The organism is Streptomyces sp. NPDC001634, from assembly GCF_040298185.1.
Taxonomy (GTDB): domain Bacteria; phylum Actinomycetota; class Actinomycetes; order Streptomycetales; family Streptomycetaceae; genus Streptomyces.
Genome location: NZ_JBEOZU010000058.1, coordinates 39274 through 61805, shown reverse-complemented (window position 1 = coordinate 61805; position 22532 = coordinate 39274). Strand labels below are relative to the sequence as shown.

24 protein-coding genes and 2 pseudogenes are annotated in these 22532 nt (G+C 70.9%); 13 read left to right on the top strand and 13 right to left on the bottom strand.

The genetic code is table 11. The annotated features are described in order from the left end of the window. Positions 1-65: 65 nt before the first annotated feature. The 3 genes from tuf to ABT186_RS31590 all read right to left on the bottom strand — a co-directional run bounded on the left by tuf (position 66) and on the right by ABT186_RS31590 (position 2297). Positions 66-1247, bottom strand: coding sequence for an elongation factor Tu (gene tuf, locus ABT186_RS31600; protein ID WP_351927957.1), 1182 nt, complete (start codon positions 1245-1247; stop codon positions 66-68). A 130-nt stretch (positions 1248-1377) separates the two neighbouring features. Continuing rightward, positions 1378-1506, bottom strand: a complete 129-nt coding sequence (locus ABT186_RS31595; protein WP_351927961.1) for a hypothetical protein — start codon at positions 1504-1506, stop codon at positions 1378-1380. A 62-nt stretch (positions 1507-1568) separates the two neighbouring features. Further along, positions 1569-2297, bottom strand: coding sequence for a DNA alkylation repair protein (locus tag ABT186_RS31590; protein WP_351927955.1), 729 nt, complete (start codon positions 2295-2297; stop codon positions 1569-1571). 49 nt (positions 2298-2346) lie between these two features. Here ABT186_RS31590 and ABT186_RS31585 point away from each other — a divergent pair, with 49 nt between their 5' ends. Then, the gene (locus ABT186_RS31585) at positions 2347-3162 is read left to right on the top strand and encodes a TVP38/TMEM64 family protein (protein WP_351229855.1); all 816 of its coding nucleotides are present in this window, start codon (positions 2347-2349) and stop codon (positions 3160-3162) included. A gap of 52 nt (positions 3163-3214) precedes the next feature. On the opposite strand, the gene ABT186_RS31580 is transcribed toward ABT186_RS31585, so the two are convergent. Beyond that, positions 3215-4384 carry a thiolase family protein gene (locus ABT186_RS31580; protein WP_351229854.1) on the bottom strand — a complete coding sequence of 390 codons (1170 nt, stop codon included), beginning with the start codon at positions 4382-4384 and terminating at the stop codon, positions 3215-3217. Positions 4385-4499: 115 nt separating this feature from the next. Here ABT186_RS31580 and ABT186_RS31575 point away from each other — a divergent pair, with 115 nt between their 5' ends. After that, entirely contained in the window at positions 4500-4970 is a 471-nt protein-coding gene (locus ABT186_RS31575; protein ID WP_351229852.1) for a winged helix-turn-helix transcriptional regulator, read from the top strand. A 9-nt stretch (positions 4971-4979) separates the two neighbouring features. Here ABT186_RS31575 and ABT186_RS31570 read toward each other — a convergent pair whose 3' ends face one another. Genes ABT186_RS31570 through ABT186_RS31560 form a run of 3 tightly spaced genes read right to left on the bottom strand, consistent with a single transcriptional unit; the run spans position 4980 to position 7839 of the window. Then, the gene (locus tag ABT186_RS31570) at positions 4980-5702 is read right to left on the bottom strand and encodes a cupin domain-containing protein (protein ID WP_351927953.1); all 723 of its coding nucleotides are present in this window, start codon (positions 5700-5702) and stop codon (positions 4980-4982) included. Next, entirely contained in the window at positions 5696-6625 is a 930-nt protein-coding gene (locus ABT186_RS31565) for a DUF6807 domain-containing protein (RefSeq protein ID WP_351927951.1), read from the bottom strand. The genes ABT186_RS31570 and ABT186_RS31565 overlap by 7 nt, the downstream gene beginning before the upstream one ends. Beyond that, entirely contained in the window at positions 6622-7839 is a 1218-nt protein-coding gene (locus tag ABT186_RS31560) for a Gfo/Idh/MocA family protein (RefSeq protein ID WP_351927949.1), read from the bottom strand. Before ABT186_RS31560 ends, ABT186_RS31565 begins: the two co-directional genes overlap by 4 nt. Before the next feature lie 296 nt (positions 7840-8135). On the opposite strand from ABT186_RS31560, the pseudogene ABT186_RS31555 reads away from it, so the two are divergent. The 3 genes and pseudogenes from ABT186_RS31555 to ABT186_RS31545 form a co-directional block, all read left to right on the top strand. Next, positions 8136-8774: pseudogene (locus ABT186_RS31555) on the top strand (undecaprenyl-diphosphate phosphatase); the annotation flags it as partial. Positions 8775-9074: 300 nt separating this feature from the next. Then, positions 9075-10037, top strand: coding sequence for a DMT family transporter (locus ABT186_RS31550; RefSeq protein ID WP_351229844.1), 963 nt, complete (start codon positions 9075-9077; stop codon positions 10035-10037). A 224-nt stretch (positions 10038-10261) separates the two neighbouring features. After that, entirely contained in the window at positions 10262-11125 is an 864-nt protein-coding gene (locus ABT186_RS31545; RefSeq protein ID WP_351229842.1) for an alpha/beta fold hydrolase, read from the top strand. A 33-nt stretch (positions 11126-11158) separates the two neighbouring features. Here the strand turns inward: ABT186_RS31545 and ABT186_RS31540 are convergent, their stop codons facing one another. Beyond that, positions 11159-11719, bottom strand: a complete 561-nt coding sequence (locus tag ABT186_RS31540; protein WP_351927947.1) for a carboxymuconolactone decarboxylase family protein — start codon at positions 11717-11719, stop codon at positions 11159-11161. Between the two features lie 73 nt (positions 11720-11792). On the opposite strand from ABT186_RS31540, the gene ABT186_RS31535 reads away from it, so the two are divergent. The 5 genes and pseudogenes from ABT186_RS31535 to lnt all read left to right on the top strand — a co-directional run bounded on the left by ABT186_RS31535 (position 11793) and on the right by lnt (position 15402). After that, positions 11793-12236, top strand: coding sequence for a winged helix-turn-helix transcriptional regulator (locus tag ABT186_RS31535; protein ID WP_502973378.1), 444 nt, complete (start codon positions 11793-11795; stop codon positions 12234-12236). A 68-nt stretch (positions 12237-12304) separates the two neighbouring features. Continuing rightward, the gene (locus ABT186_RS31530; RefSeq protein ID WP_310773643.1) at positions 12305-12484 is read left to right on the top strand and encodes a hypothetical protein; all 180 of its coding nucleotides are present in this window, start codon (positions 12305-12307) and stop codon (positions 12482-12484) included. Positions 12485-12746: 262 nt separating this feature from the next. Then, positions 12747-13137, top strand: a pseudogene (locus ABT186_RS31525) (class I SAM-dependent methyltransferase); the annotation flags it as partial. 113 nt (positions 13138-13250) lie between these two features. After that, on the top strand, positions 13251-13736 hold the full coding sequence (locus tag ABT186_RS31520; protein WP_351927945.1) for a nuclear transport factor 2 family protein: 486 nt from the start codon (positions 13251-13253) through the stop codon (positions 13734-13736). Between the two features lie 91 nt (positions 13737-13827). Then, positions 13828-15402 (top strand): apolipoprotein N-acyltransferase, encoded by a 1575-nt coding sequence (gene lnt, locus ABT186_RS31515; protein WP_351927943.1) that lies wholly within the window; start codon positions 13828-13830, stop codon positions 15400-15402. Here lnt and ABT186_RS31510 read toward each other — a convergent pair. Both ABT186_RS31510 and ABT186_RS31505 read right to left on the bottom strand, forming a co-directional pair. Further along, on the bottom strand, positions 15320-16231 hold the full coding sequence (locus ABT186_RS31510; protein WP_351229834.1) for a Gfo/Idh/MocA family protein: 912 nt from the start codon (positions 16229-16231) through the stop codon (positions 15320-15322). The two genes, lnt and ABT186_RS31510, sit on opposite strands and share 83 nt — an antisense overlap. Before the next feature lie 8 nt (positions 16232-16239). Beyond that, on the bottom strand, positions 16240-17424 hold the full coding sequence (locus ABT186_RS31505) for an FAD-dependent monooxygenase (RefSeq protein WP_351927941.1): 1185 nt from the start codon (positions 17422-17424) through the stop codon (positions 16240-16242). A gap of 105 nt (positions 17425-17529) precedes the next feature. On the opposite strand from ABT186_RS31505, the gene ABT186_RS31500 reads away from it, so the two are divergent. From ABT186_RS31500 to ABT186_RS31490, 3 genes are all read left to right on the top strand, one after another. Then, on the top strand, positions 17530-18120 hold the full coding sequence (locus ABT186_RS31500; protein WP_351229830.1) for a TetR/AcrR family transcriptional regulator: 591 nt from the start codon (positions 17530-17532) through the stop codon (positions 18118-18120). A gap of 55 nt (positions 18121-18175) precedes the next feature. Then, positions 18176-18688 carry a DinB family protein gene (locus tag ABT186_RS31495; protein ID WP_351229828.1) on the top strand — a complete coding sequence of 171 codons (513 nt, stop codon included), beginning with the start codon at positions 18176-18178 and terminating at the stop codon, positions 18686-18688. 111 nt (positions 18689-18799) lie between these two features. Continuing rightward, the gene (locus tag ABT186_RS31490) at positions 18800-19258 is read left to right on the top strand and encodes a hypothetical protein (protein WP_351229826.1); all 459 of its coding nucleotides are present in this window, start codon (positions 18800-18802) and stop codon (positions 19256-19258) included. Positions 19259-19402: 144 nt separating this feature from the next. Here the strand turns inward: ABT186_RS31490 and ABT186_RS31485 are convergent, their stop codons facing one another. The 3 genes from ABT186_RS31485 to ABT186_RS31475 all read right to left on the bottom strand — a co-directional run bounded on the left by ABT186_RS31485 (position 19403) and on the right by ABT186_RS31475 (position 22516). Continuing rightward, entirely contained in the window at positions 19403-19960 is a 558-nt protein-coding gene (locus ABT186_RS31485) for a hypothetical protein (protein ID WP_351229824.1), read from the bottom strand. Between the two features lie 199 nt (positions 19961-20159). Beyond that, positions 20160-20843, bottom strand: a complete 684-nt coding sequence (locus ABT186_RS31480) for a uracil-DNA glycosylase (protein WP_351229822.1) — start codon at positions 20841-20843, stop codon at positions 20160-20162. 92 nt (positions 20844-20935) lie between these two features. After that, positions 20936-22516, bottom strand: coding sequence for an ABC transporter substrate-binding protein (locus ABT186_RS31475; protein WP_351229820.1), 1581 nt, complete (start codon positions 22514-22516; stop codon positions 20936-20938). Between the last annotated feature and the right edge of the window lie 16 nt (positions 22517-22532).

The following is a 22532-nucleotide window of genomic DNA, read 5'->3' as shown; positions in this document are numbered from 1 at the left end:
GCACGGGCCGACGACCGCCAGCGGCGCGCCCGGCTCGGCCCGTGCCCTTCACCGGCGCGCCCGGCTCAGCCCACGGTCGTCACCGTGCCCGCGCCGACCGTCCGGCCGCCCTCGCGGATCGCGAAGCCGAGACCGGGCTCCAGCGGGACCTCACGGCCCAGCTCCACCGTCACGGTGACCGTGTCGCCGGGCCGGGCGACCGCCGTCTCACCGAGGTCGATGTCGCCGACCACATCCGCCGTGCGGATGTAGAACTGCGGCCGGTAGCCGGTCGACACCGGGGTCGTACGGCCGCCCTCGCGCGCCGACAGGACGTACACCCGCGCCGAGAAACGGCGGCTCGGCACGACGCTGCCGGGCGCCGCGACGATGTGCCCGCGGCGCACCGCGTCACGCGGCACCCCGCGCAGCAGCAGCGCCACGTTGTCCCCGGCCTGCGCCTCCTCCATGGGCTTGCCGAAGGTCTCCAGGCCGGTGACCACGGTCTCCAGACCGGCGCCGAGCACCTCGACCCGGTCCCCGACGCGGACCGTGCCCCGCTCGACGGCGCCCGTGACGACCGTGCCGCGGCCGGTGATGGTGAGCACGTTCTCCACCGACAGCAGGAACGGCGCGTCCACGTACCGCTCGGGCATGGGCACGTAGGTGTCCACCGCGTCGAGCAGCGCGTCGATCGCCGCGGTCCAACGAGGGTCGCCTTCCAGGGCCTTGAGCCCGGAGACCCGTACCACCGGTACGGAGTCGCCCGGATAGCCCTGCGCGGTCAGCAGCTCGCGGACCTCCAGCTCCACGAGGTCGGTGAGCACAGTGTCCTCGCCGTCGTCGACGGCGTCGGCCTTGTTGAGGGCGACGACGATGTGGTCGACGCCCACCTGCCGGGCGAGCAGCACGTGTTCGGCGGTCTGCGGCATGATCCCGTCGAGCGCGGAGACGACGAGGATCGCCCCGTCGAGCTGCGCGGCTCCGGTGACCATGTTCTTGACGTAGTCGGCGTGGCCCGGCATGTCGACGTGCGCGTAGTGCCGGGTGTCGGTCTCGTACTCGACGTGCGCGATGTTGATGGTGATGCCGCGCGCGGCCTCCTCCGGGGCCCGGTCGATCCGGTCGAACGGGACGAAGGTGCCGGCGCCACGGTCGGCCAGGACCTTGGTGATGGCGGCGGTCAGGGTGGTCTTGCCGTGGTCGACGTGCCCCATCGTGCCGATGTTCAGGTGCGGTTTGGTCCGCGCGTATGCCGTCTTGGGCATGGCTGTACCTCGAAGCCTCTTCAAGTGGTGCCGAGTGATGGCCCCGGCGTCGGAAGATCCGGCCGGGACGGGGACCCCAAGGACTTGCCGACCCTCCCCCTGCGGGGTCCGCCGGACGATCCGGGAAGGGTCAGCTTCGGGCGCCGTCGACGAGTGTCACGAGAACGGGAACGGCAGCCTTCGGGGCATCCGCGACGGCGGATGCTGCGAGGACGAAGGCGTACCGGAACATGCCGTAGATCATCGTCGATGGATCCACCGGCGTCGAATGGTTTTTTCACGCGCGGCGAGACGGTCGGGACGAGGAAGTACGGGGCGGCATCAGAGGTTCTTGAGTGCTTCCCGCACCGACAGCGGCGAGAGCCGCGACCGCTCCCGGGCCACGAACTCCCGTACGGCTTCCGGATCCGTCTTGGCGTACTCCCGCAGACACCATCCGATGGCCTTGCGGACGAAGAAGTCCGGGTGTCCGGACTGGCGTACGCAGTACGCGAAGAGGCGGCGCGTGTCGGTCGCGTCCTTGTAGCGCAGCTGGTGGAGCAGCGCCGTACGGGCGATCCACAGCTGGTCATCCTCGATCCACGCGTCCATCTCGCGCTTCAGCTCGGGATCGGCGGCCACGAGGCCTCCCACTACGTGGGAGGCGAGGGCGTCGACGGTGTCCCACCAGGGCACCGTGGAGACCAGGTGACGTGCCACGGGCAGGAATCCGGAGGACAGCCTGCGCACATGGCGGCGCAAGTAGTCGACAGCGAAGTAGTGGTACTCGCGTTCCGGCAGCGCCCAGCAGCGCAGCGCGAGCGCGGTGCAGTCGGCCTCGTCGGGGTGGGGCGTGCCCTTCAGGACGGTGCCGGACAGGGCCCGGCGGACGGGCGTGGTCAGGCCGAGGAAGGGTGCGACGTTCTTCATGTAGGCGCGCATCGCCGCGGCCCGCTCCGGGTCCGCCGCGGCGGCATAAGCATCGGTGAGCCGTTCCAACAGGGAATCCGCGAGGCTGCTGTTCGGCTCCCCGAACAGCACATCCGTGGTTTCCCTGCCTGTGACGCCCATGAGACGAACCATACGGCGATCTCACACACCCGTCGGTTAGTGTCACCGAATGCTCGATGCCACCACCCGCTCTGGGGGCACCGCCACGGCCCCTCCCCGGGCCGCCGCCAGGGAGCTCACCTTCCCACGATCCAACCGGGCCGCGGCGGAGCTCATCGCCCCGCCGCCGGCTGCCCTCGTCGTACCGCTCGGTTTCACCGCGCGGTGCAGGAGAGCGCTGCTCTCGCCCTGGTCGCGGCTGTCCCTGCTCCTGGTGCTGCTGGCCTCGGCCGCGTCCTGCGTGCTGCTGTTCGAGCCGCAGAAGCTGCTGACGCACGGCTGGCCGCCGCAGCTCGGGGGTGCCGCGGCGGCCGTCGTCTTCACGGTGGCGTACGGGCTGTGCACGGTCGCGTTTGTGCCGCGCCCGTTGCTGAACCTGGGGGCGGGCGCCCTGTTCGGCTCGCAGCTGGGCACGGGCGCGGCCCTCGTGGGCACGGTGCTGGGGGCCGTGATCGCCTTCGGGCTCGGCCGGCTGCTCGGTCAGGACGCGCTGCGCCCGCTTCTTCGCGGCCGCTGGCTGAAGGCGGTGGACGGGCAGCTCAGCCGGCACGGTTTCCGCTCGATGATGGCGGCCCGGCTGTTCCCCGGGGTGCCGTTCTGGGCGGCCAACTACTGCGCTGCGGTCTCACGGATGCGCTGGGCCCCGTTCCTGCTCGCGACGGCACTCGGGTCGATCCCGAACACCGCCGCGTACGTCGTCGCCGGCGCCCGCGCCTCGAAGCCGACCTCGCCGGCCTTCCTGATCGCGATGGCCTTCATCGCCGTGCCGGCGCTGGTCGGCGCGGTGGTGGCCTGGCGCAAACGCCACCACCTGCGCAGCAGCTGAGCCACCGGACCGCGCTGCCACCGAACCGACGGACCGCGCGGCCGGCGACCGGTCAGACCGCTTCGAGGATCATCGCGTTGGCGAGCCCGCCCGCCTCGCACATGGTCTGCAGGCCGTACCGTGCTCCACGCGCGCGGAGTGCGTGCACCAGGGTTGTCGTCAGACGGGTGCCGCTCGCGCCCAGTGGGTGGCCGATGGAGATGGCGCCGCCGTGGACGTTGACCTTGGCGGGGTCGGCGCCGATCTCCTGCTGCCAGGACAGGACGACGCTGGAGAAGGCCTCGTTCACCTCGAAGAGGTCGATGTCGTCGACCGTCAACCCGGCCTTGCGCAGCACCTTTTCGGTGGCCGGGATGACTCCGGTGAGCATCAGCAGGGGGTCGGAGCCGGTGACCGCGAAGCTGTGCAACCGGGCGAGCGGGCGCAGGCCGAGGCGGGCCGCGGTTTCGCTGGAGGTGATCAGCACGGCCGACGCGCCGTCGTTGATGGGGCTGGAGTTGCCGGCGGTGACGTTCCACTCGATCTGCGGGAACCGCTCGGCCATGACGGGGTGCTGGAAGGCGGGTTTGAGCCCGGCAAGGGTCTCGATGGTGCTCGCGGGCCGGATGCACTCGTCGCGCGTGAGGCCCTCCAGGGGAGCCGTCTCGGCGTCGAACAGTCTGCCGTCCCAGGCCGCTGCGGCCTTCCGGTGCGAGGAGAGGGCGAAGGCGTCCATCTGCTCGCGGGTGATCGACCACTTCGCGGCGATCAGCTCGGCGCTGATGCCCTGGGGTACCAGGCCCTCCGGGTAGCGCTCGGCGATGCCGGGCCCGAAGGGGTCCTTGCCGGCGGGCACGTTCGACCCCATGGGTTCGCGGCTCATGGACTCCACTCCGCAGGCCACGACGATGTCGTACGCGCCCGAGAGCACGCCCTGCGCGGCGAAGTGCACGGCCTGCTGCGAGGAGCCGCACTGACGGTCCACGGTGGTCGCGGGCACCGTCTCGGGGAAACCGGCGGACAGAACGGCGTACCGGGTGGTGTTCATGGCCTGCTCGCCGACCTGGGTGACGGTGCCGCCGATGACATCGTCGATGAGCGCGGGGTCGATCCCGGAGCGCTCGACGAGGGTGCGCAGGGTGTGCGCGAGAAGTTCTACGGGGTGGACATGGGCCAGGGCGCCATTGGGCTTGCCCTTGCCGACCGGGGTGCGTACGGCTTCGACGATCACGGCGTCACGCATGGTGCGGGCCTCCTTGCCCGGCAGGTGCCGGTGCGGCGATTACCGGTGAGTAGGAAATCTGAACTCACCATAACGCAGAGAGTTTGAAAAGCAAACCCTCGCCTAGACTGGACGCATGGCCACCTCCAAAGACCCGCGTCCCTGCTCGATCGCCGACACCCTGGCCCTCGTCGGCGAGAAGTACTCCCTGCTCGTCCTGCGCGAGGTGTGCCTCGGCAACGGACGTTTCGACCAGCTCGTACGCAACATCGGCGCCCCGCGCGACATCCTGGCCACGCGCCTGAAGCGCCTGGTGGACGCGGGGATCCTGACGAAGAGGATGTACAGCGAGCGTCCTCAGCGCTTCGAGTACCGGCCCACGACGGCAGGCCTCGAGCTGGAGCCGGTCCTGATGACCCTCATGGCGTGGGGCGACCGCCATCTCCGTGAAGACGACGATCGCCCCATGGTGATCGAGCACATCTGCGGCAACGAACTGATCCCGGTCGTCACCTGCTCCGTCTGCAGCGAGGAGGTCCGGCACGAGGACCTGACGGCGCACCCGCAGGCACCGGGATGGACGGTGTCCGGTCCGACCGCCGCATAGGCGGACCGCCTACGGCATCCCCTTGTACACGTTCAGCCGCCCGCACATCCCGAACTTCCCGTACGCGGTCGGCTGCTCGGCCCGTACGACTGCGGCGGCCAGGTGCGACACGTCGCCGCGCTCCAGGCGGTCGAGCTGGTCGCCCGTCGCCTTGGCGGCAGCGTCGGCGCCCCGCCGCCACCGCTCGCGCCACTCGTCCAGACGCGGCCGTACGAGGGCCGCGGCGGCCCGGTGGAAGGCGGCCAGCGGCTCGGGGCCGTCCGCGTCGCGCAGCGCCCGGTAGCCCTCCAGGGCCAGATCGCGCCGGGCCCTGGCGATCCGTTCCTGCTCCGCCTCGGGCACGTCGGCCGGGATCGCGGTCGCGGCGGCGTACGTCTCCGGATCGGTCAGGTACTCCGGAGGCAGCGTGAGGACGGCGTCGCCCGCCTCCGGCAGCCCGCTGTTCTGCATGAGGACGGTGATGCGCAGGTCGTCCTCGTTGACCAGCCGGTGGATGGTACCCGGCGTGAACCAGGCGACCGTGCCGGGAGCCAGGGGCGTGACCTCGTACCCGGACGTCGTCAGCGTCTGCACCGCGCCGCGCCCGCCGGTGACGACGTACGCCTCCGTACAGGTCAGATGCATATGGGGCGTGCCGCCGCACACGCCGTCCGCCGCCGGCCAGTCGTAGACCGACAGGTGCGAGACGGCGACGGCGCCCGGCAGCCCCGTGAAGTCCCCGGCGCTCACCACGGGTGGTCCTCCAGATACTTGGCGACCTCCTCACGCTCCCACGCGCCGTCCGCGACCACGACCCGGTAGCGGCGGTGCAGTGTGTCGCCCGGGGCGAGCTCCAGCTCGTCGTAGAACGCCCAGGAGGGCGCGACGGCCGCGAAGGGCTCGTTGCGGACGAACCAGTGCGCGGGGTGGGTGCCCAGCTCTCCGAGGTGGTCGTTCTCGGGGGCATGCGCGAAGACGAGGGTGGCGTGCCCGTCGGTGCCGTCGTGCTCCCCCGAGTACGCGAGCCAGGGCGCCTGCTTTCCCATCAGCCCGGGGCCCTCGGAGTCGGGCCCGATGACCCGCCCGTCCCGGAAGGCGCGCGGACCGCGCCAGAACAGTCCCGTGTAACCGGCCAGCTCCCGCCCCGCGGTGGTCGGGCTGCCGAACAGCAGCGGCTCGTCGCGGCGGTTGGTGATCGCGGAGGTCCAGGTAAGTGCCCAGGACCGGGATGCGAGGTCGACGTCGTGCACCTCGATACGGCGCTCCTCGTCGGCCCACAGCTCTCCGGTGTACGGGTGCCAGGTGAGCCGCTCGGCGATGACCGCGCCCGCGCCGTCCGCGCCGATCTCGTCGAACGCGACGTGCGCCATCGAGCCGACGCGTTCCGGGATGGCGAGATACCCCTCGCCGTGCACATAGGTGTTGCCGCCCCACACGTTCTGCCCGGACAGGTGGGAGGCCGTCAGCTGCAGGCCCTTGTGCCAGCGGTGGTCGTTGGGCCGGTAGTCGGTGACGACGTCGCCGACAAGCGTCCGGACGGGGTGCAGATACGGCTTGGGGGCCTCCCAGGCCGCCTCGGGGCCGTAGACGTAGCTGAACAGTTCGAGACCGGTGGTCGGTTCGGTGAGCGTGATGCGGTCGCCGTGCGCGTGCACGATGCGCAAGGTCCCGGTCATGCGGAAGCCTCCTCGCTCTGCGCCGCCGCGGACGCCTCGGTCACCACGGGCGCCCAGCCGGGCGCCCCTCCGTGCAGGGCCGTGTAGTACGGGTCGCCGGGGCCGATCTCCCCGGCGCGGACGGTCGTGTCGGTGAACGCGGACTTGTACAGGGCGGTGATCAGCTCCAGGCTGGTGCGCCCGTCGGCGCCGCTGCTGCGCGGCCGCTCACCGGCGCGCATGCTCGCGACCAGCTCGCGCAGCTGCTCCAGGTGTGAACTGGGCACGTCCGCACCGAAGTCCCGCCAGGCCGCGACCTCGTCCTCGGGGACGCCGGGGGCGGGTGTGATGCGCCAGTTGTCGTTGCTGTGGCCGTACAGATGCGTCAGTTCGACGGTGGCGCGCTCGCAGTCGATGCGGATGCGGCTGACCTCGTCCGGACTGAGCACGCTGTTCACGACCGTGGCCAGCGCGCCGTTCTCGAACCGTACGAGTGCCGTCGAGACATCCTCGGTCTCCACGTCGTGCACCAGGCGCCCGGCCATGGCCCGCACCTCGCTCCACGGTCCCAGCAGATCCAGCAGGAGATCCATCTGGTGGATGCCGTGGCCCATGGCGGGTCCGCCGCCCTCGGTCCCCCAGCGGCCGCGCCAGGGCACGGCGTAGTAGGCGGCGTTGCGGTACCAGGTGGTCTGGCAGTGGGCCACCAGCGGACGGCCCATGGCCTGCTCGGTGAGCAGCCGCCGCACATGCCGGGAGCCGGAGCCGAAGCGGTGCTGGAAGACGATCGCCGCGTACGGGCCGCCGTCGGTGCCCTCCTCCGCCTCGACGGCGTCGAAGTCGGCCAGCGTCGGCACCGGGGGCTTCTCGCACCACACCCAGGCACCGGCCCGCAGCGCTGCGACGGTCTGCTGCCGGTGCAGGGTGGGCGGGGTGCAGATGCTGACCAGGTCCGGCCGCTGTTCCTCCAGCATGCGCTGGAGGTCGGTGTACGGGTGCGGGATGCCGGCCTCCGCGCAGTACTCCTTGACGGCGGCGGCGTCGATGTCGACGGCGGCGACGATCTCGGTCTCCCCCTCCTCGGCGAGCTGGGCGAGCGCGGGGAAATGGGAGCCGCGCGCGATGGCGCCCGTGCCCACGAGGGCGGCCCTGATACGACGGCCGGCGAACCTGGGCGCAGTGCGGTCCGGGTGCAGGGCCGGCTTCGGGGTCGTGTTCTTGCGGTCTGTGGGCATGAACGTGATCAGTGCTCCATCGGACGTGACGTCAGACGTTGGCCAACGCGTGTTGACTCCGGAGAAACCGGGGGCAGCAAGCGCTTTCCCTCTGCTGCAACGTAAGCGGCGCTCGAGGGGCCGGTCAACACCACGGACGCGGCCGTTCCACGAGGTGGACGCGGACCACGGTGCAGAGCGACACCCCCAGCCACCCCAAGCGTCGGTAAAGCCCCGGTGATGGCAACGTCAACCCGGGGCGCTACGCTGCCACCCAACACCACTGATCACCGGCTGCACCTGGCACGCCGCGGCCCGGCACGGAGCCCGCGGTGCTGATCTACTTCCGCAAGGACATCGCGAACATCCTCTCGGCCTGGTTCCGCTCCTTGTTCGACAAGAAGATGCGACAGGACCACAACGCGCAGATGGGCCGGCTGGTGATCGTCGGCTCGATACCCATCGGCGTTCCCGGCGTGACCCTGAAGAACCAGATCGAGGGGCCGTTCCGGGATCTGCGAGTCACGGCGACGACGCTGATCGTCATGGGCGTGATCCTGGGCGTCGCCGACCGGCTCGCGGCGCGCGACGAGACGGGCGGCCGGCACCGGGCACCGAAGCAGCGCAAGACGCTCCAGGACCTGAACGTGAAGGACGGCCTGATCTACGGCGTCTCCCAGGCGATGGCCCTGGTCCCCGGCGTCTCCCGCTCCGGCGCGACGATCAGCGGCGGTCTCTTCCTGGGCTACCGGCGCGAGGCCGCGGCCCGCTACTCCTTCCTGCTTGCCGTTCCGGCGGTGCTGGCCTCGGGCGCGTTCGAACTCAAGGACGCCGCCGAGACGGGGCATGTGAGCTGGGGGCCCACTCTCTGGTACCGCATCGCACTCGGAGTGGCGTTGATCGCCCTGGTCGGCGTGGGCGTTCTGAGTCCGCACGCGGGTGAATCCGGGGGCTGAAGCGGGGTGTTTACCTCCTCCTTCCGCTGTCCGGATCCAGGAGCACTCCCCTGGTTCAAGGCAGGCTTCCGCCGGTGACCGCCCCCCGGCCCGGCGTCCTCCGCCGCGTCCCAGCCAGGTACCATCACCGCGTGAACACCTACTGGCACGTCGTTCTGCCGCCGCTCGGCGCCTGACCGGGCGCAGACACCGGCAGTTTGATCCCGGCCCCGACCGACCCGCAGAGGCGGTCAGGGGTTCTTGTCGTGCGCCCGTTTCGGATCGAGTCCCAGACGCATTCGACGACGGAAGATCACGACTGTGCCTAACCGCACCTCCCCGTTGCCTCCTGCGCGCCCGGCAGCTGCCGGCTCGCACCGTTCACGCACCGCTTTCCTCAACGGCCCGGCGCCCATCCTCACCTCGGCCGTGCTGTGGGGTACGACCGGGACCGCCAGTTCCCTGGCACCCGCCGATGCACCCGCGGCGGCCATCGGCTGCGCCGGTCTCACCCTCGGCGGCATCCTGTTGTTCCTCACCTCCCGCGGCGCCCGTTCACTGCCCGCCGCCTGCACGCGCCGCGAGCGTTGGCTGCTCGTCCTGGGGGCGCCGGCGGTCGCCGGGTATCCGGTCACCTTCTACCCGGCAGTGGCTCGCACCGGTGTGGCCGTGGCCACCGTGATCGCGCTGGGCAGCGCGCCGGTCTTCGCCGGGCTGCTGGCCTGGATCACCGGACGCGCCCGGCCGACCGCCGTCTGGGTCGGCGCCACCGCGGCCGCCGTGCTGGGCTGCGCGCTTCTGGTGCTGGGCCCCGGGCTCACCGGGCATGCCACGCCGGTGGACCTGACAGGCGTCGCGCTCGCCGCGCTCGCAGGACTGTCGTACGCCGCGTACTCGCTGATCGGCGGCAGGCTCATCACGCAAGGGCACCCTTCCGACGCGGTGATGGGCGTGCTGTTCGGCGCGGCCGGACTGCTTGTCCTGCCGCTCGTGCTGTTCCTCGACATGCACTGGCTGGCCGCCGCCCGCGGCGCGGCCGTGGCTGTGTACCTGGCCCTGTTCACCGTCTGTCTGGCCTACCGGCTCTTCGGGCACGGACTGCGCCGCACCCCGGCGTCGATGGCCACGTCACTGACCCTGGCCGAGCCCGCCGTTGCAGCGGTCCTCGGGGTCACCGTCCTCGGCGAACGCCTTCCCGCCGCCTCCTGGTGCGGACTGGCCGTCCTCGCTCTGGGCCTGGTCCTGCTGACCGCCCCTGTCGGCGCCCGGAACCGGGGGCGCTAGCCACCGGGACTCCTCCGGTCCGGTAGCGGGCATCCCGGGACCGGACCCCTCTCCCCCTTGACTCGAACCGCGTCCGCGGTCGGCCGGCGGGCATCTCTCACCTCACCTTGAACATGGAAACCGGTCGGTTTACTCTGCTGGAAACCGATCGGTTTCCCCCTTCGGTCACCCCCTTCGGTCACCCTCCCCATGCCCTCCGGGCACATGAACAGAGAGGCTCCGCCATGACCAGCTCACTGCTCACCGCCGAGAACCAGCACGTCGAGGTCAACGGTGCGCAGATCGCCTACCGCGAGATCGGATCCGCCGCCGGCGTCCCGCTCGTGCTGCTGAGCCGCTTCCGCGCCAGCATCGACGACTGGGACCCGCAGGTCATCGACCGTCTCGCGGCCGAGCGGCGCGTCATCGTCTTCGACAACACCGGCATCGGGTTCAGCGGCGGCGATGTCCAGCCCACGGTCCGCAGGATGAGCGAGGTCGCCATCGGCTTCGTCGAGGCGCTGGGCCTGAGCGAGATCGACCTCCTCGGCTTCTCCATGGGCGGCTTCGTCGCCCAGCGGTTCACCCTGACCCGCCCGGACCTGGTCCGCCACCTCGTCCTGGTCGGCACCGGCGCCGGCGGCGGCGAAGGCGCCGTCGCCCCCACGTCGGACAACCTGCCCTACATGGCCGCCCCGCAGGCCTCGACGGAGGGCTTCCAGGCCCTGTTCTTCACCCCGGACGAAGTGGGGCGGAAGGCATCGCAGACCTACTGGGACAACATCCACAACACCCGCCGCCTCCCGGAGTCGGACGTCCAGCTGGAGGCCGCCAAGGTCCAGCTCGGCGCGATCGCGGCGTACGCCGGCGGTGACGACGCGACCCTGCCGGAACTGGAGCAGATCAAGCAGCCGGTACTCGTCGTCAACGGCAACGACGACACCATGGTCCCGACGCCGAACTCCTACCTCCTCGCCCAGAAGATCCCCAACGCCGAGCTGATCCTCTACCCCCACTCCGGCCACGGTTCCCTCTTCCAGTACCCCGAGACCTTCACCCGCGACGTCCTCACCTTCCTCCGTGCACAGGAGGACGGTGGCCTGCGCTGACCGACCGAGCGGTGCTCCCGCATACGGGCCGCCTCAGGCTTCGGGGAAGGCGAGGGCCCACGGTTCCGGTTCGATCGCGAGTCCGTTGGCGACGTACGCGATCGTCCGGTACCAGCCGGCCAGCACCAGCAGTTCCAGTGCCCTGACTTCGCCGAGGTGGGCACGGAGACCGGCCCAGGTCGCGTCGCTCAGCCCCGAGGTGGCATGGAGTTCGTCGACGGCCCGCAGCAGGGCCGTCTGCCGGGGTGACCAGGCCGGATCGTCGGCGGCGCCAGTAGCGGTGAGAGTGATCTGCTCCGGGGTGAGTCCGGCGTTCTCGGCGTACGTGGCCATGTGCACGCCCCACTCGTATGCGCACCCGCAGCGCGCGGTGACCCTGGCGATGACAAGTTCGCGGTCGGCGTCGTCCAGCAGACCGTGGACGAGCAGCCCCGCGCCCAATGCCCGCATACGGGAGGCCAGTTCGGGGTGACGCTGCAGCACCTTGAAGAGCATCAGGGGTTCCAGGGCGACCCCGGGCGGCATCCATCGGTGCAGTGCACGATCGGTGTCCGGGGCGTAGGGCGGCACGATGCCGTCGATGCGCTGTTTCATGGGTGGCACTCTTGCGCTTCTGAAATCGAAGCGCAAGAGTGGGAGCAGCAAGAAGTCAGGAGGAGGTACGCAAGTGACGACCGAACCGGGGACACCCGGACCCCGGACCCCGGACGGCGATCCGCCCCTACCCGGCCGCCCGGTGCGCGGTTCGGTCACGGGTCGCCCCGTCATGGCCGCGCTGGACCTCCTGGGCCGGCGCTGGACGCTGCGCGTGATCTGGGAACTCCACCGGCACGGAGCCCCGATCGGCTTCCGCGAACTCCAGCGCCGCTGCGACGACATGTCCTCGAGTGTCCTGTCCGCCCGCCTCAAGGATCTGCGCACCGCCGGCCTGGCGACGCCGACTTCCGAGTCGGCCTGGCATCTCACCGCCCTCGGCGACGACCTGGTCATGGCCCTGCGCCCGCTCCTGGACTGGTCCCAGACCTGGGCCGAGTGTCAAGGGGTCGGCGAGGAACCCGCACTCGATCGGGCGACGAAATCCTCCAACTCCCGTTCACAGAATCGACCGTGACCAACCACATACTGCGCGCGTAGCCGCGCGGTAGCGCGCTGTCAGTCCTTGCCCCTAGGCTTGTCCGCATGTCCCCCGATTCCATGAGCCCTGGTTCCGCGCGGTCTGCCGACGATTTAAACGAGCGGATTCGCGCGCTGTGGCTGCGCGCGGGCGGCTCCCTGTCGGCTCAGGAACGCGCCGAGTACGAGCTGTTGGTCGTGGAGTGGGCGGCGGCGATACGCAGCGAGGTCATCGAGGCGGCCTGATCGCGGTCCCACGACCGCCTGGCCGTCGGCCCCAAGGGCCGGTCACCACGGCCCCGTTCGCCGCCGCCCCGTTCGCCGCGGCGATCTCCTCGGCCCGACCGGCGCGGCACAACGAAATCGCGGCAGCCGCCCGCTCGGCGCGGCCCGGGCCGCCCATCGCCTCGTGAATCCCGGCGCCGATCACGCCGGGGCGACCATGTCGACGCGGCCACCGTCGAGGCCCGGTTCCTTGGCGGCAGACCGTCAGGGCGTCCACCGCCTCCTCCCGGCAGCCGGATGCGACGCGGACCGCCCGGCGGTGGTGGCCTCCACCGGCGTCAGCATGTACCTCACCAAGGACGCGAACACCGCCACGCTGCGTCGGCTCGCCTCGCTCGCCCCGGGCTCCACGCTCGCCATGACGTTCATGCCTCCGTTGGAGCTCCTCGAAGAGGAGGACCGCGCCGGACGCCAGGCCTCGGAGCAAGGCGGCCAGGCGGCCGGGACACCCTTTGTCAGCTTCTTCACCCCGTCGGACGTGCCGGCGCCGGCCCGCACCGCAGGATTCAGGAACGCCCGTGTCGGCGGCGATGCTCAACCGGCGCTACTTCGCAGGCAGGACCGATGGCCTTCGCACGTCGCACGGGGAGGAGCTTCTGATGGCGACCACCTGACGCTCCTCGCCCACCGCGCCCGGACGTCGCGGCCGCGCGAGCAACGATCCCAGCGGGCCGAAACCCCCTGCACACCTCTTGGCTGTGCAACCCCCGTCCCCAACACTGAGCCGATGACCCAGCGCGTGGAGCTCGCTACTGTGATGGACAGGCTGGCCGTCGACGGACTCGTCACCGAGTACGCGGTGGCCGTCGACGACGGCGACTGGGAGGCGTACCGACTGCTGTTCACGGCGGACGGACGCGCCGACTACCGCTCGGCGGGTGGGATCGAGGGTGATGCCGGGCAGGTCGCCGGGTGGCTGGAACAGACCATGCGGCTGTTTCCGATGCGCCAGCATCTGATCGTCAACCGGCGCGTACGCTTCGGCGCCCTGGCGCAGGACGTCGGTGACACGGCCCGGGTCCAGGCCGACTATGTCAATCCGATGCGGTTCTCGGGGCAGGACGGCGGCATGTCAGAGCCGGACTTCGTCTGCGGCGGCCGGTACGCGTTCGCGTTCCTGCGCACGGACCAGGGCTGGCGGCTGCGGGAAGTGGTCGTCCGGGAGAAGTGGCGCCGGACGCCCCACCCGCCCCGGCAGGACGCGGCCACCTGAGCGCGCTCCCTCCCCGCACGCCCCCACGCCCTCTGTCGGAGATCTTCCCCGGCGCGCACACTGGAGACATGGCAGGGGAGGGATGCGCCGTATGAGGATGCCCAGCGACTGGCTCACCTCCCGCTGGTGGCGCGGAGCCGCCGCCGTACTGGCGGGTGCGCTGCCGGTGTTCGCCTTCCCCGCTCCGTCCTGGTGGTGGTTCGCGTACATCGCGCTGGTCCCGTGGATCCTGCTGGTGCGTTCCGCCCCGACCGGAAAGCAGGCCGCGTACGACGGCTGGCTCGGCGGGTTCGGCTTCATGGTGGCCGTGCACCACTGGCTGCTGCCGAGCCTGAACGTGTTCTTGTTCGTCATCGCGGCGCTGCTCGGCGCGCTGTGGGCGCCCTGGGGCTGGCTGGTGCGGCACTTCCTGGCCGACGTGCCCTCACCGCGGCGCTTCGGCGCCGCCCTCCTCGTACTGCCCTCCGGCTGGCTGATGGTCGAACTCGTCCGCTCCTGGCAGGGACTCGGCGGCCCCTGGGCCCTGCTCGGGTCGAGCCAGTGGCAGGTGCAGCCCGCACTGCGGCTGACCTCGGTCGGCGGGGTGTGGCTGCTGAGCTTCCTGGTCGTGGGCGTGAACGTCGCCCTCGCCATGCTCGTGTCGGTGCGCGCGGTGCGCGTCCCTGCCGTGGCGGGCCTCGTCGCCACCGCCGCCGCGACCTCGGCGGCCTGGGTCTGGGCGCCGCGCCCCGACGTCGACGGGCGGGTGCGGATCGCGGTCGTCCAGCCCGGGATCGTCGACGGCACGGACAGCGGCATGAAACGCTTCGACCGCGAGGAGCAGCTGACCCGCGGGCTCGCCGGGCAGAACCTCGACCTGGTCGTCTGGGGTGAGAGCAGCATCGGCTACGACCTCGCGCAGCGGCCCGATCTGGCCGACCGGGTCGCGGCGCTGTCCCGGCTGGTGAAGGCCGACATACTCGTCAATGTCGACGCGCGCCGCTCCGACCGCCCCGGCATCTACAAGAGTTCCGTGCTCATCGGCCCGCACGGCCCGACGGGGGAGCGCTACGACAAGATGCGGCTCGTCCCGTTCGGCGAGTACATACCGGCACGGTCCGTGCTCGGCTGGGCCACCTCCGTGGGGAAGGCGGCCGGCGAGGACCGCAGGCGTGGCACCGAGCAGGTGGTCATGAACGTGGGGCACGGGCTCCGCGTCGGCCCGATGGTCTGCTTCGAGTCCGCATTCCCGGACATGAGCCGCCATCTGGCCGAGGACGGTGCCGAGGTGCTGCTCGCCCAGTCGTCGACGTCGACGTTCCAGCACAGCTGGGCGCCGGAGCAGCACGCCTCGCTGGCCGCGCTGCGTGCCGCGGAGACCGGCCGCCCGATGGTGCACGCCACGCTGACCGGTGTCTCCGCCGTCTACGGCCCGACCGGCGAGCGCATCGGCTCCTGGCTGGGGACCGACAGGAGCACGTCGGCGGTGTACGACATCCCGCTCGCCCACGGGGTCACGCCGTACGTCCGCTACGGCGACTGGCCGCTGGACGCAGCCCTGCTGATACTGGCCGGGCTGTGTGCGGCCGAGGGCTTCCGGGCCGTCAGAGTGCGACGGGGCGCTCCTGCACCGCAGCTACCACCCGCTCGCACAGTTCGTGAGTCGCCAGTGCGTCACGGGCGCTGAGCACCTTGCCCGCGCGGACCGCGTCGAGGAAGGCCATCGTAGCCTGCTCGATGCCGCGCTGCCGGGCCACCGACACCCAGTCTCCGCGCCGGCGCACGGTCGGCTGACCCTTGTGGTCGATGATCTCGGCGAGGTTGAGCACCTGCCGTTTGGTGTCCTGCCCGGAGACCTCCAGGATCTCCTCGGCCGAACCGCTCAGCCGGTTCATCACGCCGAGCGCGGTGAATCCGTCACCGGCCAGCTGGAGCACCACGTGGTGCAGCAGCCCGCCCTCGACCCGGGCCCGGACCGTCACGTCGTCGATCGGGCCGGGCACGAGGAACCGCAGAGTGTCGACTACGTGGATGAAGTCGTCGAGGATCATCGTGCGCGGTTCTTCGGGCAGTCCGATGCGGTTCTTCTGCATCAGGATGAGATCGCGCGGATGGTCGGCGCACTGTACGTACCCCGGTGCGTACCGCCGGTTGAAGCCGACCGCCAGAGAGATGTTCCGCTCCTCGGCGAGCCGCACCAGCCGTTCGGAGTCGGCGAGTTCGTAGGCCAGGGGCTTGTCGACGTACGTCGGTACACCTGCATCCAGGAGCCTGGTGACGATCTCGGGGTGGGCAGTGGTGGGCGCGTGTACGAAGGCTGCGTCGAGGTCCTGGGCGAGGAGCGCGTCCAGGCCGACATGCCGCTGCTCCCGGGAAAGGTGAAGGCTGTCGGAGACGCGGTGGAGTGTGGCGGGCGTCCGTGTCTGAAGGTGCAGTTCGATCCCCGGCTGCAGTGCGAGCACCGGCAGATAGGCCTTCTGCGCGATGTCGCCGAGTCCGATGCAGCCGACCTTCACGGGGTCTCCTAGCGGTTGCCGACGGATGCCTCATCGGAAGCATACGGCCGATGCGGCGGCCGCCAGTCGGCGATGCCGTCGAAGCCGCGCAGGAACAGCGCGGGTCCCGCCTTCGACAGAGCGGCCATCGAGGTGTTGCGTACGGCGATCCCGACGCGGTTGCTCATCATGTTGAGCCGGGCGATCCTCACGGCCTGGCGGGCGATGGCCGTCGTACGGGGCAGCCGGGCCGCCGTGTAGGCGGTGAGGTCGTCGCAATGGTGAGCGAGCACGATCGCGTCCTCGATGGCCTGGTTGCCGCCCTGGCCGAGCGTCGGCGGCATGGCGTGCGCGGCGTCGCCGACCAGGGCGACCCGGCCGCGGTGGTGGGCGGGGAGCGGTTCGGCGATGTGGTGGACGTCGTGGCGCAGGACGTCCTCGGGGCGAGCGGCGGCGAGGGCGGCAGGGATCGGTTCGTGCCAGTCGCCGAAGCGCCGTACGAGTTCGGCCTTCTCGTCGTCCGGCGCATGCTGCCCCGCGGGCACGACGGCTGCGGCGTACGCGTAGATCCGGCCGTCCTTGAGCCGGTGCGTGCCCCAGATGCGGCCCCTGCCCCAGGTCTCGTGGGCGGCGAATTCGACGCCGGGCACGGGGATCACGACCCGCCAGGTGGTGAATCCGGAGTAGACGGGCCCCGCGTGGCCGGGGAACAGCGTCCGGCGTACACCGGAGCGGATGCCGTCGGCGGCCACGACCAGATCGGCCTCCAGCTCGCCGTCCGGGGTGGTCACACGGGCCGGGCGGCGGGCGTCGCCCGGGTCGGCGAGGGTCGCGGCGGCGGTCGTACGGATGGAGTCCGACGGGATTCGGGCGGCCAGGCTGTTGATGAGGGTGGCCCGGTGCAGCAGGACGAGCGGCCCGCCGAAGCGCTCGGCCGCGGCGGCGGCGCTGGTGCGGGAGAGCCAACGGCCGGACGGGGTGCGCAGGCCGCCGTCCCCTTGCCAGGCGGCGAGGTCGCGGATCTCGTCGCCGATGCCGATGACGTCCAGGGCGCGCAGGGCGTTCGGGGCGAGGGAGATCGCCGCGCCGACCGGCTTCAGGGAGCGGGCCCGCTCGAGCACGGTGACCCGCAGGCCGCGCAGATGGAGGGCCGTGGCCGCGGTGAGGCCTCCGATGCCGCCGCCGATGACGACGGCGTGTGACGACTGTGCCATGGCTCCTCCTGGGCGCGCCGGTGCTCGACCACCAATCACTACATATGTAGTGAGGCGATGCGGCGACTGTACTACGGATGTAGTTGCACGGGTAGGTTGACCTCCATGTCCGCACGTTCCACCGGCTCCTCTCGCGCCGAACTCATCGCCGACACCGCCCTGGCCCTGCTCGCCGAGCGCGGTATGCGCGGGCTGACGCACCGGGCGGTCGACGAGGCGGCGGGGCTGCCCCAGGGCTCTACCTCGAACCTCGCACGGACACGCCTGGCGCTGCTGGAGCTCGCGGTGCGACGCCTCGCCGACCGGGAGGCACGAGTGCTTGCGCTGCACGAGATGCCCGCCCCCGAGGGCGGGCTGGGCGCACTCGTGGACGGTCTGGCCCTGGCGACCCATCGCTCCTTGACCCGCAACCGCGAACTGACCCTCGCCCGCTACGAGTTGGCTCTGGAGGCGACCCGTCGGCCCGAGCTGCGGCAGTACTTCGACGCGGCCGGCGCCCGCTTCCGGGACCAGCTCACCGCGCTGGTCACGGCCGTGGGTTCGACCGATCCGGCCCGGCATGTGCTGTCGCTGGTGGCCTGGGCCGATGGGCTGATGTTCTCGTGCGTGGCCGGCTCCTTCACCACGGAGGTGCCCACCCTGGACAAGGTGCGCAGCAGCCTGCGGGAGCTGCTCGACGGAATGCTGGGCGGCTGAGCGGTCGCCGTCGAAACCGCTGGTGGCGATGAGCGGGATGGGCCAGGATGCGGACATGACTGTCGATCGCCGTGAACCCGCCCAGAACGCCGACGAACGCGCCATGCTCGAAGGCTGGCTCGACTACCACCGACAGACGCTCGCGTGGAAGTGCCAGGGCCTCACCGACGCCCAGCTCAGGACCGCCTCGGTGGAGCCGTCCGAGCTCTCCCTGATGGGACTCGTGCGGCACATGGCGGAGGTGGAGCGGGGCTGGTTCCGCAAGGTCCTGGTCGGTGACGACCCGGGGCCGATCTACTACAGCGACGAGGACCGGGACGGTGAGTTCCACCTCACCGAGGCCGACACCTGGGAGGAGGCGTACACCACCTGGCAGGCGGAGATCGAGACGGCCCGGCGCCACTCCGCCGGCTTCGGCCTGGACGACCTCTCCCGGGGCCCGAGCAGGTTCGCCGAGGAGCCCTACAGCCTGCGCTGGATCTACACCCACATGATCGAGGAGTACGCCCGGCACAACGGCCATGCGGATCTGATCCGCGAGCGGATCGACGGGGCCACGGGAGACTGACGTCACCTGCGGCGGGCCCGCGCCCTCCGCACGGGGGCGGAGATCACCCGTGCGGGGCATCCTCCGCCTGTCCCCTCCCCAAAACGGGCCGGAGCCAGCAGAGTTGCGCGGGTGCATCGAACGACGACCGCAACGCTCCTGGTCACCGTGGCCGTCTCGGCCCTCACAGGCTGTGTGACCATCCGGCACCCGGCCGTGCCCGGACCGCCGCCCGCCCCCTCACGGCCCCCGGCACCACGAGCGGACGGCAGCAGCGAACCCCGTGTCGTCCAGGCTCCGGCGCGGGAGGCACTGGAGATGGTCCAGCCCTCCGACCGCCCGTCGCCGTCCGCCGCCGCCCGGCGGCATACCCCTCGGCCCGCCAGCACGGGGTGGCCGGCAGCCCCGCACCGCCCGCCCGCGGCCCCGCACCCGAAACCGGGTCGGCCCGCCCCGCGCATCGAGGTGCCGCCGACCGTCCCCGAGGTGTTCCCCAGGAACGCGGAGGTGTGCGCGCTCGGCCGCACATACGGAGGGTGGAAACCGGACAGCCCCGAGGCGACCATCTGCCGGAGCACCTACGGGCGGTGAGCCCGCGGCTCGTACGACCCACGGAGGCAGAACCGGAGCGTTTCCCTGAGCCGGAGCCGCTGTCCCCGCGCCCCGGCCTCCGGGGCCGCCGCCCGGCATCCGCAGACCCCCGCCGAAGCCGGCGTCCCACCGCCGCCGAGCCCCTCAGGGCCGCTGTCTTGGCGGCCCCAGTGTCTCGCCGCCCGGTCCGTCGAAGGGACCGGGCTCGGGGGCGCCGCCCATCGGGCCCTCCGCCGCGAGCCGGCGTTCCAGGCGGCCGATCGCCGCTCTGATGCCGTCGCCGTAGTCGTTGGCACCAAGGGCACCGACCGCGCCGCGTGCCCGGCCCAGATGGACGCGGGCCGCCTCGCAGCGGCCGAGCTTCACATAGTCGGCGGCCAGGCTGAGGTGCAGCGACGGGTAGAACGCGCGTACCGCGAGCGCTCCGTCGTGCTCGGTGAGGCGCTCGCCGGTGAGTTCCTCGGCGGCCGACAACGCTCTGAGGTCCCAGGCGAGTTCGTCCACCGGGTCGTCCTGTGTGTCCGCCATGTAGTGCGCCAGGGTGCAGCGGTGCAGCGGGTCGCCGTCCTCACCGATCTCCGCCCACAGCCGCAGGAAGCGGTCCCGGGCCTCCTCGCGGTCGCCGCCGTGGTGCAGCATCACGACCTGACCGATCCGGGTCATGAAGGCGTCCGGCGCCGCCTGCTCCTGTCGCTTCGCCACCGTGTCCTCCACGATCGTCGCCCTCCCCCACTCTCGGCTTCGCTCGAGCGGAGGTACCCCCATCCACGACGCTAACCGCCCCCACCGACAATCGGGCTCAGGCGGCTCCGTACGGCGCTGGGCCAAGACGGTGACGGCGCGCGGCAACCGGTGGCCGGCGGGGGTGGGGACGGACCACGGCCCGGCCCCACCCCGGATCTCACCCCAGGTTCGGAATCGTCCAGTCGATCGGCTCGTGCCCCTGCTGGGCCACGGCCTCGTTGATCTGTGTGAAGGGGCGCGATCCGAAGAACTTCTTCGCGGACAGCGGCGAGGGATGTGCGCCCTTCACGACGACGTGCCGCGACTCGTCGATCAGCGGCAGCTTCTTCTGCGCGTAGTTCCCCCAGAGCACGAACACCGCCGGGTCCGGCCGGCCGGCGACGGCCCGGATCACCGCGTCCGTGAACTTCTCCCAGCCCTTGCCCTTGTGCGAGTTCGGCTCACCCGCGCGCACCGTCAGCACCGCGTTGAGCAGCAGCACGCCCTGCTCGGCCCACGGCATCAGATAGCCGTTGTCCGGGATCGGTGTGCCCAGTTCCTCCTGCATCTCCTTGTAGATGTTCCGCAGCGAGGGCGGGGTCTTCACACCGGGCCGCACGGAGAAGCACAGGCCGTGTCCCTGGCCCTCGCCGTGGTACGGGTCCTGGCCGAGGATGAGCACCTTGACCTTCTCGTACGGCGTGGCGTCGAGGGCGGCGAAGACCTCTTCACGCGGAGGGTAGACGGGACCCTTGGCGCGCTCGTCCTCGACGAACTCCGTGAGCTCCTTGAAATAGGGCTGCTGCAGTTCGTCGCCCAGAACGCCCCGCCAGGACTCCGGCAGCATGGCGATGTCGGTCACGTCAACTTCCTCCGATGTGCGGTCACTTCCAGGTCTCAGAACCTACAGGCGACCACTGACAACCGGCTCCCGAACCCTTTCCGGCGCCGGGGCTACCAGCTGGTCTTGCGCGACAGCTGCCACAGCATCATGATCGTCGACGGGTCCAGCGCGCGCTCCCCGCCGGAGATGTCCTCGCTCGCCGCGAGGAACTGCTTGCCCTGCCACAGCGGCAGCAGCCGGGCGTCGTCGACCAGGATCTGCTGGGCCTGTTCGAACTCCTTGACCACGTTGGCGCGGTCGCTCTCACGCCGGGACTGCGGCAGCAGCACACCGGTGATCTCCGGCGACTGGTAGGGCGTGCCGAGGGCGTTCTGCTGGCCCACGAAGGGGGCGATGTAGTTGTCGGGGTCCGGGAAGTCGGGGAACCACCCACGGCCGAACACCGGGTACTCGCCCTTCTGGTAGCCCTCCACGTACGTCTTCCAGGGACGGCTCTTGAGGGTGACCCGGAAGAGGCCGGAGTCCTCGAGCTGACGCTTGAGCTCCTGGAACTCCGGGCCGGTCTCGGAGCCGTACCGGTCGGTGGTGTACCAGAGGGTCAGCGGGACGCGCTGGGTGATGCCCGCCTCGGAGAGGATCTTGCGGGCCTTGGAAGTGCTGGGGTCCCCGAAGTCGTCGAAGAAGCCCGTGGTGTGCCCGGTCAGCCCGGCCGGGACCATGGAGTAGAGCGGATCGACGGTGTCCTTGTAGACGTTGTGGGCGATCGCGGCCCGGTCCACGAGCTGGGCCACCGCCTTGCGGACGGCGGCCTTGCCGGCCCACGGGTCCTTCGGGTTGAACACCAGGTAGCTGATCTCGATGCCCGAGTTCTCGACGAGCTGGATGCCGTTGTTGGACTGGTGGCGCTGGAGCGCGACGACGTCGGACGCGCCAAGACCGCGGTAGGTGATGTCGATCTTCTTGCTCTTGAGGGCGTCCACCATGCTGGCGGAGTCCTGGAAGTAGCGGATGGTGACCGCGTCGTTCTTCCGCTTGGCGTACCCCTGATAGTGGCTGTTCCCGGAGAGCTGGGCCTCCTTGCCCTCCTGGTAGGACTGCAGCGTGTACGGCCCCGACCCGGTGATCTTGCCGTCCTTGCGCACGGTCGTCGCCGGGTAGTCGGCCGGGTCGACGATCGACATGGCCGGAGTGGCCAGGACGAACGGGAAGGTGGCATCCGCCTCCTTGAGGTGGAAGAGGACTTCGCGGTCGCCCTTCACCTCGACCTGGTCGAGGCTGCCGAGCAGGCCTGCCGGGCCGCCGGGCACATTGATCTGCCTGATCCGGTCGACCGAGTACTTCACGGCCTTGGCGTCGAGCTTGTCCCCGTTGGAGAAGGTAAGACCCGTACGCAGGACGCAGCTGTACGTCAGGTTGGTCCCGTCGGTGAACCGGCAGCTCTCGGCGGCGTCGGGCCCCGGCTCGGTCGCCCCGTCCGGGTAGTTCAGCAGGGTCTGGTAGACGTTGCGGAACAGCTCCCAGGAGCTGTCCCAGGAGGCGGCCGGATCCAGCGTGCTGGGCGAACTGGTGGTGCCGACGACGATCGGCCCCTTGTCATCGGAGGAGTTCGATGACAGGACACCACATCCGGCCACCAACGATATGGACGTAATCGCCGCAAGCTGACGCAGACTTCGGTTCCGGTTGGACACGCCTTGCTCCTAGAGC